General features: G+C 34.3%; 13 protein-coding genes. 10 read left to right on the top strand and 3 right to left on the bottom strand.

Going from position 1 to position 12,627, the window contains the following annotated elements:
- Positions 1-252 precede the first annotated feature (252 nt).
- From EK386_RS10525 to EK386_RS10490, 8 genes are all read left to right on the top strand, one after another.
- On the top strand, positions 253-2,241 hold the full coding sequence (locus EK386_RS10525) for a methyl-accepting chemotaxis protein (RefSeq protein WP_126659128.1): 1,989 nt from the start codon (positions 253-255) through the stop codon (positions 2,239-2,241).
- Between the two features lie 171 nt (positions 2,242-2,412).
- Complete coding sequence (locus EK386_RS10520; RefSeq protein ID WP_126659127.1) at positions 2,413-4,443, top strand: PKD domain-containing protein; 2,031 nt, start codon at positions 2,413-2,415, stop codon at positions 4,441-4,443.
- Complete coding sequence (locus tag EK386_RS10515; RefSeq protein WP_126659126.1) at positions 4,418-5,074, top strand: hypothetical protein; 657 nt, start codon at positions 4,418-4,420, stop codon at positions 5,072-5,074. Before EK386_RS10520 ends, EK386_RS10515 begins: the two co-directional genes overlap by 26 nt.
- Positions 5,075-5,418: 344 nt before the next feature.
- Positions 5,419-6,273: a ParA family protein gene (locus EK386_RS10510; RefSeq protein WP_126659125.1), complete on the top strand. Its 855-nt coding sequence runs from the start codon at positions 5,419-5,421 to the stop codon at positions 6,271-6,273.
- Complete coding sequence (locus tag EK386_RS10505; RefSeq protein WP_126659124.1) at positions 6,270-6,641, top strand: hypothetical protein; 372 nt, start codon at positions 6,270-6,272, stop codon at positions 6,639-6,641. The genes EK386_RS10510 and EK386_RS10505 overlap by 4 nt, the downstream gene beginning before the upstream one ends.
- Before the next feature lie 110 nt (positions 6,642-6,751).
- Positions 6,752-6,976 (top strand): hypothetical protein, encoded by a 225-nt coding sequence (locus tag EK386_RS10500; protein ID WP_126659123.1) that lies wholly within the window; start codon positions 6,752-6,754, stop codon positions 6,974-6,976.
- Between the two features lie 359 nt (positions 6,977-7,335).
- Positions 7,336-7,875, top strand: coding sequence for a hypothetical protein (locus EK386_RS10495; RefSeq protein ID WP_126659122.1), 540 nt, complete (start codon positions 7,336-7,338; stop codon positions 7,873-7,875).
- A gap of 261 nt (positions 7,876-8,136) precedes the next feature.
- Complete coding sequence (locus EK386_RS10490) at positions 8,137-9,366, top strand: GHKL domain-containing protein (RefSeq protein ID WP_246027643.1); 1,230 nt, start codon at positions 8,137-8,139, stop codon at positions 9,364-9,366.
- Positions 9,367-9,521: 155 nt separating this feature from the next.
- Here the strand turns inward: EK386_RS10490 and EK386_RS10485 are convergent, their stop codons facing one another.
- Entirely contained in the window at positions 9,522-10,556 is a 1,035-nt protein-coding gene (locus EK386_RS10485; protein ID WP_126659120.1) for an Rpn family recombination-promoting nuclease/putative transposase, read from the bottom strand.
- Between the two features lie 256 nt (positions 10,557-10,812).
- Here EK386_RS10485 and EK386_RS20215 point away from each other — a divergent pair, with 256 nt between their 5' ends.
- Positions 10,813-10,980 (top strand): hypothetical protein, encoded by a 168-nt coding sequence (locus EK386_RS20215; RefSeq protein ID WP_158674409.1) that lies wholly within the window; start codon positions 10,813-10,815, stop codon positions 10,978-10,980.
- 108 nt (positions 10,981-11,088) lie between these two features.
- Positions 11,089-11,544 (top strand): NUDIX hydrolase, encoded by a 456-nt coding sequence (locus EK386_RS10480; protein WP_126659119.1) that lies wholly within the window; start codon positions 11,089-11,091, stop codon positions 11,542-11,544.
- Between the two features lie 57 nt (positions 11,545-11,601).
- Here EK386_RS10480 and EK386_RS10475 read toward each other — a convergent pair whose 3' ends face one another.
- Together EK386_RS10475 and EK386_RS10470 are read right to left on the bottom strand one after the other, a co-directional pair.
- Entirely contained in the window at positions 11,602-11,829 is a 228-nt protein-coding gene (locus EK386_RS10475; RefSeq protein ID WP_126659118.1) for a hypothetical protein, read from the bottom strand.
- A 3-nt stretch (positions 11,830-11,832) separates the two neighbouring features.
- Entirely contained in the window at positions 11,833-12,153 is a 321-nt protein-coding gene (locus tag EK386_RS10470; protein WP_126659117.1) for a YbjQ family protein, read from the bottom strand.
- Between the last annotated feature and the right edge of the window lie 474 nt (positions 12,154-12,627).

Below are 12,627 nucleotides of genomic sequence, written 5' to 3'. Positions count from 1 at the left end.
TTGCTGGTCGTTTTTATGTTTATTTAGAGCATAAAGGCGACCTTTGTTATTGTTGTGAAAGCGTTACCAATAATTGACGAAATAAGGAACTTTTTTCTTTTTTATGCAAATACTCTCTAAATAATGTATTTATTTTCCTTATCTTTCCCTTATACTGAAAACAAGGGGATTGGATATCTTTGTAAAAAGTGATAGGGGGTGTAGGTTGCGATCGTTTCCCTTTTTTAGGTGAAATTGTTTTGCGACGAGTTTATGCAAAAAAAGAAAAATATTAAAATATCGATTAACGGTAAGCTAGGCATTGCATTTTTATTAGCACTCTTAATACCTACTCTAGTTATTGCGACAACATCATTTTTAGCTTCAAAAAAGGAAATAGAAAAACAAATACACATTGGTGCAAACCAAAGTGTTTTAACAGTAGATAAATTTATTGATAAATACGTCGGCCCAATTGTAAATGATGCGAAATATGTTGCAAAAGACTTTACCAATGCAGAATTAGAAGAAGAAAATTGGACAACGATCTTAATTACATTAGAGCATTATTTCAATACAAGTGAAGGGCTTATATCCACATTTATTGGTACTGAAAAAGGAGATATGATTCAATATCCAGATTTAGGTCTAATGAATAATAAGGATTTCGATCCAAGAACAAGAGATTGGTATATTCAAGCAAACAACAATGCTGGCCAAGTTATTATATCAGAACCTCATCAATCTGCCTCTACAGGAGAGTGGGTTGTTACAATCTCCAAAAAGTTAGACAAAGGGGATGGCGTATTTGCGATTAATTTGGGAATGGATCAATTGTACGACATCATTCAAACAAGTAAAGTTGGGCAGAGTGGATATCCATTTTTAATGTCTGAGAATCAAACCATTATTGCGCACCCTACATTAGAACCGGGAACGGATGTTTCAGCAGAAGACTGGTCTAACAAAATGCTTCAATCGGACAATACCATTTTTGAATACATGTTTGAAGGTAATTCTAAGCAAATGTTTGTGCATACAAACGAACTTACAGGATGGAAAATTGGTGGCACTTTGTTTACAAGTGAAGTAATGAATGCGACAAAACCAATCCTGAATTCTACGATATTTGTGGTCATATTAGCATTAGCATTATTAGGGATTTATTTAGTAGCCATTATCCGTTCCATCACAAAACCTCTAGGAATAATGACGAATGCAGCAGTGCAGATGAGTGAAGGTGACTTGCGAACAAAAATTGGCATTGATAAAAAAGATGAAATTGGGTTACTTGGAAAGTCCTTTGACAAAATGGGGGAAATGCTTTCTACAATTATTTCGAAATTACATGATAAATCAGAAGTTATTTTATCTTCATCAGAGGAATTAAGTGCGACGATTGATGAAACGAGTAGTGCTGCTGAAAAGATAACAGTATCCATGAATACGATCCATGAAGGGCTTGAAAACCAATCACAAAAATTAAAAACAAGCTTCAATTCTTTAAAAGTTGTATCAGATGATATTCAAAAGATTTATGAAAATACAAATCAAGTCACACAAAATGCAGAAGAAGCAGAATCCAAGGTAGAAGTGGGACACGATATCGTTATTTCAACACAACAACAAATGAAAAAAATAGAAGGTACGTTCAATACACTTTCCCACAATATTGGTACGGTAAATAACTATGCCAATGAAATTAATGAAATTGTAAATGTTATAACAGATATTTCAGCACAAACCAACTTACTAGCATTAAATGCGGCTATTGAAGCAGCACGAGCTGGAGAACATGGAAAAGGGTTTGCTGTTGTTGCTGAAGAAGTCCGAAAACTAGCTGAGCAGACGAATAACTCTTCTAATCAAGTACAAGAAATTATTTCTGCTATACAAAATGAATCTTCAAAATCAGTAGAGTCAATGAATTCTAGCCGTATAGAGGTGTCAAAGGGTCTAGATATGTTTACTCAAACGGAAACTAACTTTATTGAAATCAAAATGTTTATTGAACAAATTACAGATCAGCTCCAAAGTGTGCTAGAAAGTGCGCATCAAATCGCACAAAATAGTGAGCAAGTCGTTTCAGATATGACAATTGTTGAAAAAATTTCGGATGCATCCAAGGAAGAGTTGCAAAATGTTGCCACAGCAACGGAAGAACAATTAAGTTCAATGGAAGAAATTTCAGCAACAGCAGAAGCGCTTGAAAGCATTGTAGAGGACCTACTAAAAGAAGTAGAAATATTTAAATTACCTTAAAATTTAAGGGACAGCACTTAATTAAGAGTGTTGTCTTTTTTTTATTCATCACTAAATCAAAAGGACAATTGAGATAAGACAAAAGCCAAGTTCATACTAAAAACTATTCATAAACTAACATGAAACTATTTCATTCTATTAAATCACAGTATTTTAAGAAGGGAAGATAGTATGACAGTTGGACCAATTCATGCACTCAATGGCTTTCCAGTATGGTACAAAGATGAAAACGGCTTACGGCTGATGTTAAATACTGATTCAAACGATCCATTTGCAATAATGGATGAATTACCGAATCCGGGGCAGCCAGTTTCATTTCCAGATAATTTTCCAAGTGAAGCTTTTTACTTCATCGCAGAAGCTGAGATGGTAACTGGTACAGGAGAACGAGCACGACTTGTTTTAGCTCTAGAAGCAGCTTTTGTCAATGAGGTACCAGCGGAAGGTGATCAAATTGTTTTTGGGCGCGTTCGCATTCGTGTGGCAGGGCTACAACCAAATGTGGAATATACGGTCACGCATCCATATGGTATAGATACGTTTATCGCTGAGCCAGATGGAGAGGGCTTCGGTGAAATTAACTTTACGGAAGATATTGGCGGCTTAAACGGAGGGAATTTTGAGCTTGCATTAGAATCACGTGTTTTTCCATTTTTACAATGGGATCCAAACGTTGCGCCACTAGCCCCAGTTGGATATATTGGCGACCCGAATGTTCCTCATCCAGTGATAGGTAGTGTTTTAGTCGATCGATTTGGCGAGCCTCAAAATATTTTTAGAATCGAAGGACCGGGTATCGGTATTGGTTCACCTGATAGAGCAACAACACCTGGAATTAATCCGGATAACTGCATTGAAACAAGGGATTTTAATGTAGCAGGAAAGATCTCCACAATTTCTGGTGTAGATGTTGTTCGTTCAACGTATTCACAAAGTGCTGCTACGGGTGGTGTATTGGATGTCTTTGCTATGACAGATGTGGGACAACAAAATCTTGAAGTATCAGGAGCGGGCATAAATACAACACGTTTACAAGGTGAAAATGGAACATATTTTGCTCGCGTCAATTATCCTGGGGCACTTCCTCCAAGTAGTATTACAGTGACAAATACAAGTGACAACCCTCCAAGCTTAAAAGAATCCACACCTGTCGATTTTATTAACGCAACGGCAAATTATGATAATGATGCAAAAACATTAATCATTACCGCAACCTCTAGTGATGAAGTTACTCCAGTGATACTAACCGTTGAAGATTTTGGTCTTGGGGACTTGTCCATCCCAATAGAGGGGTTAGCGGTAAATACAATGATAGTACCAGCAGAGATTACCATTCAATCGTCTGCAGGTGGATTACAGACAATTCCTGTTACAATCACAGGCTCTGTCAATAATCCAATAGGGGTTTCTGCTAATGCAGGAGCGGATCAAACGGTTCTCATTAATTCCACCGTGACTTTAGATGGCAGTCAATCTAGAGGAGCAATCTCTTCCTATCAATGGACGCAAATTCCAGAGCAGACGGTTACTTTACAAGATGCAAATACCGCAATTGCTACTTTTGTGGCTCCAAATGAAGCAGCCCAATTGTCCTTCCAATTAACAGTACAAGGTGAAGGTGGACCGCATTCGGATATTGTTAATATTAATGTGCTCGAGACAGCTTCTGAACCAGTTGCAGATGCAGGACCAAACCAAACCGTACAACAAGGTTCCATCGTAACGTTAACAGGCAGTACAACAGGAGAAGTATCAACTGTTCAATGGGTACAAACAAGTGGGCCTGAAGTTGTCCTTAACAATGCAAATTCACCTGTTGCAACATTTACTTTCCCAAACCAATTCACAACCTTAACCTTTGAATTAAGGGTAGCTGGACCAGGTGGAAATGCGGTGGATACAGTAACTATTTCAACGACTCCAGATAGTTTAACAGTCAATCGTGTACAGTTTAGAACAGGAGATTCCGAGTGGCGTATTTCAGGAACGTCAAGTGTAGCAGGAGCAGGCGTTACAGTAACAATTTATATTGGCAATTCATTGAATGGTACGATTTTGGCACAGGTTCAAGTGGACGCCCTTGGACAGTGGGAGTATCGAGTAGAGCCTTCACAAGTAGGACCAGATGCAACTAGAGCCATATCCCTTCAATCGAGCTCAGGAGGTGTATTAATCAATGTTCCAATCAACATCCGAAATTAAAAAGCAAATAAAGCAGCTTGAGTTATTAGTCGAAATTTTTTCTCCGATATCCTCTAAACTAAATGATAAATTTGTAGATCAATTAAAGAAAAAACTCATGTTGCTAAAGGATAAGTTAGAGAAAATGGAAGATAAGCATAAGCATTGCAAGGATAAATATTGTGATTGCTGGTTAAAAGATGATCCATGGGAACCTCCAGGCGATTGTGATTATCAACAACCTAATCCGAACCCTCAACCTACGCCGTTTGTACCTCATTATGCATTTGTATATACGATAACAGAAAGTAGAGAAAGCAGAAATGTACTATTTACAGTGGCAAGTCCAATTCATGATGAAGTGGAACTAAACACTGAGGGGATAAAAGTTTCAAAGGGTGGGGTTTATCAAATAAATTATACAGTTGTAGTAAAGAGCACACCTGACGTAACAAGCCCAGCTAAATTTTACATTGTTATTAATAATGATATTCAAGTGGTCACATCTTTAACTGAACCCTCCTCCTCCCAACATGTAACTTCTACTCAGTTAGTTTCATTGTTAGAAGGAGATGTTGTAAAATTAGTTGCCGAACTACCAGAAGGAATCAGTTATACAATGGCGTCAATGCAATTATTACAAGTGGAGTAAGGAATAATTTCATTAAATAAACCTTTAATAGTAAACGCTACCTATGTGGTGTTTACTATTTTTTTAACATTTTTTCGTAAAAGCCAAACAATAATGATCCCACCAGCTCTTATAAACATTAATTGAAAGTGAAACTCCACCAACAACCCCACCGCAAGAACCAGTTGGGGAATTAGAAAATGCAGTTCGAGAGTAAATATTATGATCTAATCCGACAATTTCCGAATAAAATCTCTTATTATTTCCCGAGAAATGTCTAATAATGCGCTTTGTTAATGAAAGTAGGAAATAATTCATAAAATAGTAAATAAGAAAAATGAAAGTGGAAGGGGCGTGACAATTCATTGGCTATTGTAATTCCTACCATTAATTTAAAGGGTGGAGTAGCAAAGACAACAACAACAGTTGGATTAGCCGAAATGTTAACTTCTGAATTTAAAAAGCGAGTATTACTTATTGACCTAGATCCCCAAACTAATGCAACGCTAATGCTGATGAGTGAATATGATTGGAAAGACTTAAATGATGATGGATATACAATTGCAACACTTTTTGAAGAAGCATTAGACCCGGACGAAACGAAATTTATTTTAGAAAAAACAATACAAAAAAATGTATCGAATATTTCTTCCGTGAAAAGTTTAGACTTACTACCGTCTAGCCTTGATTTAATGAATGTTCAGGACGTCTTAGCAAAAATGTCAACAGGACCATTTCACGTTACAAATCCCATTGAAATTTTAAAAAAAGCAATTCGTCCAATTCAACACAATTACGATTATATTTTAATCGATTGTCCGCCTAATCTGGGTATTATCACCCTTAATGGATTAAGAATTGCAAATGGCTACATTATACCAACCGTTCCAGATATCCTCTCTACATATGGCATCCCCCAAATCATTAATCGAGTAAAAGAATTTGCGAAAAATATGGATATTAAAATTGAAACTTTAGGAATCGTTGTTACAAAATATAAAGAAAATTCTAAAGTTCATAAAAATACGTTGGAATCGCTGAAAAAGGGAGTAGATGCTCCTTTATTTAGTAGTCTTTTTAAAGAAAGTAACCAAACTGCATGCGCTGCAGATTATACAATTAAATATGCTACTTTCAAGCAAAAATGGGGGAGTGGCTTGCATTTTGAAGCTTTTTATAATTTGGCAAAAGAAATTATCGAAAGGTTTGAAAGAAAGTGAGCATTGAAATAAAGCTAATGGATTTATTTCAAGTGATTTTACAAGAAACAAAAAGTAATCAGGACTTTGCTGAGAAAGTTGCTATCATATTTTCGGATAGTGAATCAAAATCCGCTTCAAAAACAACTAGTCCTAAGAAACGAAATCCAGCTCCCTTTAATCCGGAAATTGTGTTAGAGGAAAAGGGAGAAGAAGAATTGTTGCACGCATTAAAAGCTTTAGATGTCGACGGCTTAAAAGACATTGTATCTCAATTTGGAATGGACCCAGCAAAAAATGTTATGCGCTGGCGCAAAAAGGATAAATATATTGCTCATATTTTTGAAGTAACTCAAAATCGACTAAAAAAGGGAAATGTGTTTCGATAAATAATTATTCCTCCTGTTGCACAAACTATTCTCGAAAAGTATAAATAACGCATGACTATATGCATTCTTTATATTTTTCAGTATGGTCAATTCAATGAGGAGGATAGCAAATGTCAAATAAAGAAGCGAACAATAATTGTCATTCCAGTGTAAACGGAAATGTTTGTGGTCCAGCAAGTAAGATTCAACTAAATAAGAATCAGCAAACCAAAAACAACAATGAAGAGTTTGCTTCTGAATTCCAAGTAGATAACAATCGGCGGCATGAAGCAATTATCGATCGAGATTCGTTCGAACAGGAAAGACCAATAAGCGAACGAACTGCATGGAATTAACGAATTGTTTGGCAGCTATACGAGACATTGAAACAAAAAAGGCTAAAGGGGCAACTCTTTAGTCTTTTTTAATGTACGGTAGTATAGGAGCTTAAATAATGACTAGTTCTGAACTTCTATCATTGAAATGAAAACAGGAAAAAAATTTTTTTTGATAAATTTAATACAAAAATCTTAACGAAAATCTATGTTTGAATAAAATTATTAGTACCAAATATTCAAAATGACTGTAAAACGATAGAGCTACCTAACGTTGACAACAGAATAATTTTTAATAAAATATTGTATAACTTCAGTAAACCATTTCCCCAATAAAACTCATATAGTTGACCATTATTAATTTCAAGAGGTGAAATTTTATGATGCTCGATAGGCAAAAGCTAGTAGAATCACAAACTGTAGTGAAAAAGATTGCGAATGGAATTAACCCAATTGATGATACACCGTTTAATGACACCAGTTTTTTAACTACCCCCCAAGTTATTCAACCGATATTCTACTTATTTAACTATATGTTTCATATTGCAAATGGAAATATTTCTTCTCGCCAAAGACCTAAACAATTTTTCATTACAAATGAACAGCTCGATAACGTAGTATTGCCTGAAGGGAAAATTGGCATTATGGAATTTGCAAAAGCAATCAACGAAGTCATTGATCCGACAATTAGTAAAAAATTAAATGGGGCAATGATTAATAAAAAATTAAAAGAATTGCAGATTTTAAGTGAAGCAATTGATGAAGAGGGTCACCGCAGAACAATCACAAATGAAAATTCAGAAGCTTACGGAATAGAAAGTGTCACTAAAAGCTTTAGAGGACGAGAATATCAAAAAGTTGTATTTAACGAAGTCGGAAAACAATTTTTATTAAAAAATTTAAAGCAATTAATGAATTAATATAGGAATGAAAAAATAACTCATCATAACGGGAAACCTGTGGTGAGTTATTTTTCCCCAAACTTTCCTCTAAAAATAATTCATATAAGCGCTATATGAATTGCTTTTTCTAGTATAATAAATAATGTTTTAATTTTAGGTTAAATAAAATGGGGAAATACCGGTGTTATGAAAAAAAGTAGATTGAGTATATTGCTAATACTTTCGACAGTACTATTTATATTTTTCACTATGTTGGGCGCTCATATAACTTCTATGAGGATGCAGGACACAGTGGAAGAATCAATTGCAAATCATAGTTTAGAAGTGGCGAAAGCAATTGTTCAAGATTTTGACATAGAAGCCTATGAAAACTTTCTTCTTAAACAAGAAAAAAATGAACATTACTGGAAGATTCGTAGAGATTTAAATGCTATTAGAGAAAAGATTGGTGCATTATATGTCTATACATTAGCTATAGACAATCCTGCCATTTCAAAAACAATGATTGTCGGTGCATCTGGAAATTTTAAAATAGGTGACAGTTGTACAGTTCCCAAAAAGTATGTTGAACAAGCATATTATCAAAATGCACCCTATGTGACTGAAGAGATTTTAGATCCTAAATATGGCTCTTATTTGTCGGTAGGAGTACCAATCCATAATGGTTCTGGACAGGTTATTGGGTATTTGGGTATTGATATCAGTGCAGAATCAATTAGCGCTATTGAAGAAACTGTTATGGAAAATAACGTTATGAACTTTCTGATTAACATAATCTTTATTCTAACGATCATTGTTTGTTTCTTGTTATTGCAAAGATGGTACCAAAAAAAGGTATCGAAAGAGGTTGGGAATACTGAGGATACATATCAAGCAGAATTAAAAACACTAATAGCTTCTGTTTCTTCACTTAAGCATGATTATGCAAACCATATGCAAGTGCTTCATGGACTTCTACAAATTGGTAAAACAAATAGAGCGTTGGAATATGTAACGTCTCTTACAAATGAAATTCAAATGATAGAAAAACTTCAATTAAATGTGGATCATCCCGGGTTGGCCATTTTATTACAGACAAAAAAGTTAGCGACAGAAAATTATCAGATTGACATGGACCTTTCGATTTCTTCAAATGGTTTTAATCAAATTAAATCAATTGATCTTATCAAAATACTATCGAATTTAATAGATAATGCGATTGATGCTACCTTAGAGTTGCCAGAAGAACATCGTAAAATACAAATCAATTGCCATGCAGACGAAACGAAATATATCTTTAAGGTCGTAAACACATGTTCATCATTAGTAGACAACAAAGTAATATTCAACCAAGGATTTTCAACAAAAGCTGTAGAGGACGGAAAAATAAGAGGTCAAGGCCTATTTATCGTAAAGGAAATCGTAAATAGTTATAATGGAACAATTTCACTTAACTCAACAGCCGAACAAGAAGTAACAGCAATAGTAGAGATTCCGATAAAGGGAAGGGACTTTACCTTTAAAGTATAGTCACTAACGATTTTGTGAAATTTCGCTTCCTATATACGACATAATTTTTATTAAGTCGTATATGTATTTCGGAATTTGGAGATTTTTAATTATTTAATAGATGTAAAAAAGTAGGGTAAGTAAAAGCCCTACTTTTTTTATGCAGAAATAAAGAATTAAAGATTAAGTTTCTTTTTCACTTCAAGAATATACTCAATGGAATGCCCTGTTACTTCTGCAATCGTTTTAACATCAATGTTTTTTTCTAATGAATTCTGAATAATTTCTTCATCACGATTTAGTCGACCTTGCTCAATCCCACGCTCAATCCCACGCTCGATTCCCTGTTCGATCCCTTGTTGAATCCCTTGTTCAAGCCCCTTTTCTAAAGCTTTATCTAACTCTTCTAAAGCCTTTTTTACACGAAGTTCCGCTTCAATAATCACTGCTTCTTCATCTTTAATTCGTTTTAGACGACCTTCGTATGCAAAGTATTCATCATCAGATAAACTAAGATTTTGCCAATGGTTAAAAGCTTCCGCAAGTTGTTTATCTTTCAAAGCAATCGCCTCCAATTCTTTATAAATATCTCCATAAATTTTACCTTTACGGTGATCAACAATTCCAAGAAGTAGCAGCCATCTTGCTAATATATCATTCCAAGGATCTAACTTTTTAGCATACCAATCACGAATTAGTTGAGGAATTTCAATAAAGTGGATTTCTATCATATTTGTTAATTTATGTTTTACAGTAGCCTCATATAAAGAATACGTGGAATGAAATAAATCTGTTTCATTAATTAAATCGAAATTTAAAATATTTATTGTAATAACAGGTGTTAATTGTGAATAAACTTTTCCTTTTGTCATGGGTTTCGAATAAATTCTAGACCAATAATATAAAGTACGATTTACCATGTCAAATTTGTTTGTAAATTGAATTTCTATATTAATCCATTCATCTGCTTGCGTAACAACAAGTAAATCCAAACGAGATTGCTTATCGTCTTCATATTCTCCACCGATTTCAATATTACTAAAAGATATATCTTTAATAATATCACGGCCTGTTCTTTTTAAAATAGCGTTAAGAAAAACGACGGTAATTTCTTTATTTTGATTACTTCCAAAAAGTTGTTTAAAGGCATAATCCACCTTTAAATCCATCAATCTTTCTAGTGGAATGCGCCGTAATGCTTTTTCGCTCAATTTTGTATCCCTCCAATAATTGAATTGTTGAAATAAAATTACTTAAGGGGCGGAATTGTGTCAAATGTTCATACAATTTGATAATGAACTTTTGAAGATAAAAGATAGGATCAAATGAAGATTTTAAAGCAACTTTTATAATATTTTTGAGTTGAAAATTTTTATTTCAGTTAATATTCAATAGAAAATAAAAATTTGCATAGTTTTAAACTCTTAGTGAAAAATAAGGAAAATATTATTGAAACGAGGGAATAAAATGAAGAAGCGTTTAAAGGTTGCTATAATCTTCATGACACTCACATCGATCTCTGCAGGTTGTACCGATAATGGAGATGAAACACCAGTTGAAGTAAAAGGGAATTCTGAGATGAAAGGTCCTAAGGGAATGGAAGCATCTATTGATGTATTACTACACGAAGTATAAATTGTTTGTTCATAATGGAATAAGCGACCACCTAGAGCTACCCTTGAAGTTTAAAAAAGGGTAGCATTTATATAAAGAAAATAAAATTTTATGTTGGGAAGTGTAGCTATGGAATATTATCAATATTTAAGACAATTCGTTGGAACAAACCCGTTAATACTACCTGGTTCGGTTGTCATCATAGGAAATGAAAAGGGAGAGGTACTATTACAAAAGCGCCCTGAGAGAAGATGGGGATTGCCTGGTGGATTAATGAATTTAGGAGAAAGCTTTGAAGAAGTTGCAGAAAGAGAAGTATTTGAGGAAACAGGATTAGAATTGCGTAATTTAACATTATTGCATGTGTATTCAGGGAAAGAGTTTTATACAAAAGCTGCCAATGGAGATGAGTATTATAATATTACAGCGGTCTTTATGACAAAAGAAGTAGTTGGCAATTTACAGTTGGATGAACAAGAAACCGTGGCATTGCAATATTTTCATTGTGAAGACCTTCCAGAGCAAATGATAGGAAGTCATTATAACTTTATCCAGCAATTTAAAGGGAAATTATTTAATATGTAGTTGAAGAGAAATAATGGATACAAATAAGGAACTGTTATAAAAACAGATCCTTATAATCTATGCTTCTTCCTTATAAAAACGTTCGCCGGTTTCCGCATTAAAATAAACGACCATGCGTTTATTTGTACTAGGGTCAATGGATACTTCATTTGTACGAACAAAACCTTTTGGAACTTGTTTGCCATGTTTTGTTTTAAATCGGCGATCCCAAATAAACCATGAGCCGAATATTAAAATAAGGAGTATTACCAATTGGATTGCATAAAAGCCGATAACCCATTTCATCTATTAAACCTTCTCAATTACCACAGCTGTTCCGTACGCAATGATCTCACTCATATTCTGACCAATTTCCCCTGAATCAAAGCGCATCATTACAATCGCGTTTGCGCCCATTGCTGCTGCATTTTTTACCATACGATCTATCGCTTGTTTTCTAGCGTCTTCTAACATTTCTGAATATTGATTGACTTCCCCTCCGACTATCCCTTTAAAAGAAGCCATAATATCCTTTCCAATTCCTCTGGCTCTAACTGTTAAACCAAAAACTGGTCCGAGCACTTCAGTAACTTTGTGATTTGGAATATTTTCTGTTGTAACAATGATCATAACATTCACTCCTTCATTAAAATAACTAGATGAATACATAGTTAGTATATTACGTATAGACCACTTAATTCCATCTGTATTTACTTTATCCCGCATTAACGGGCAAGTAAAGACTCCCACCTCAAGACTTAAGTAGAACAAAAAGGATAGGTGGGAGATCAACTGCAGGCATGCGCCCGATTGGTTCAACTAACAATCCGTGGGGGATGAAGAAAACCCCCACGGATTGAAGTTTCACTTTATCATCCAGTTTTTTGATTTCTAATTCTTTATTCCTCTAAAAAACATAGCGATCCCGATTTGATGGATTAAGTTCTAAAATTACTAGAAAACGCATTTGTATTGTTGAAATATTCACAAAAATTTTACAAAATCTTAAAAAAATTCAATCGATATTTATATTATAATCTGGTAATATAAAGTGTAAGTATTTACAAATATATACAATTTTTCAACTTTAAAACTATCTTTATA

This window comes from Lysinibacillus antri, from assembly GCF_003977595.1.
In the GTDB taxonomy this organism is placed as follows: Bacteria; Bacillota; Bacilli; order Bacillales_A; family Planococcaceae; genus Ureibacillus; species Ureibacillus antri.
The sequence above is the reverse complement of the archived record's forward strand: the minus strand, read 5'-3'. Positions and strand labels throughout refer to the sequence as shown.

What these genes read in the sequence shown, in the direction of transcription:
- EK386_RS10525 (WP_126659128.1), top strand. Translation starts at nt 253, where the DNA reads ATGCAAAAAAAGAAAAATATTAAAATATCGATTAACGGTAAGCTAGGC.
- EK386_RS10520 (WP_126659127.1), top strand. Translation starts at nt 2,413, where the DNA reads ATGACAGTTGGACCAATTCATGCACTCAATGGCTTTCCAGTATGGTAC.
- EK386_RS10515 (WP_126659126.1), top strand. Translation starts at nt 4,418, where the DNA reads ATGTTCCAATCAACATCCGAAATTAAAAAGCAAATAAAGCAGCTTGAG.
- EK386_RS10500 (WP_126659123.1), top strand. Translation starts at nt 6,752, where the DNA reads ATGTCAAATAAAGAAGCGAACAATAATTGTCATTCCAGTGTAAACGGA.
- EK386_RS10495 (WP_126659122.1), top strand. Translation starts at nt 7,336, where the DNA reads ATGATGCTCGATAGGCAAAAGCTAGTAGAATCACAAACTGTAGTGAAA.
- EK386_RS10490 (WP_246027643.1), top strand. Translation starts at nt 8,137, where the DNA reads ATGCAGGACACAGTGGAAGAATCAATTGCAAATCATAGTTTAGAAGTG.
- EK386_RS20215 (WP_158674409.1), top strand. Translation starts at nt 10,813, where the DNA reads ATGAAGAAGCGTTTAAAGGTTGCTATAATCTTCATGACACTCACATCG.
- EK386_RS10480 (WP_126659119.1), top strand. Translation starts at nt 11,089, where the DNA reads ATGGAATATTATCAATATTTAAGACAATTCGTTGGAACAAACCCGTTA.
- EK386_RS10475 (WP_126659118.1), bottom strand. Translation starts at nt 11,829, where the DNA reads ATGAAATGGGTTATCGGCTTTTATGCAATCCAATTGGTAATACTCCTT.
- EK386_RS10470 (WP_126659117.1), bottom strand. Translation starts at nt 12,153, where the DNA reads ATGATCATTGTTACAACAGAAAATATTCCAAATCACAAAGTTACTGAA.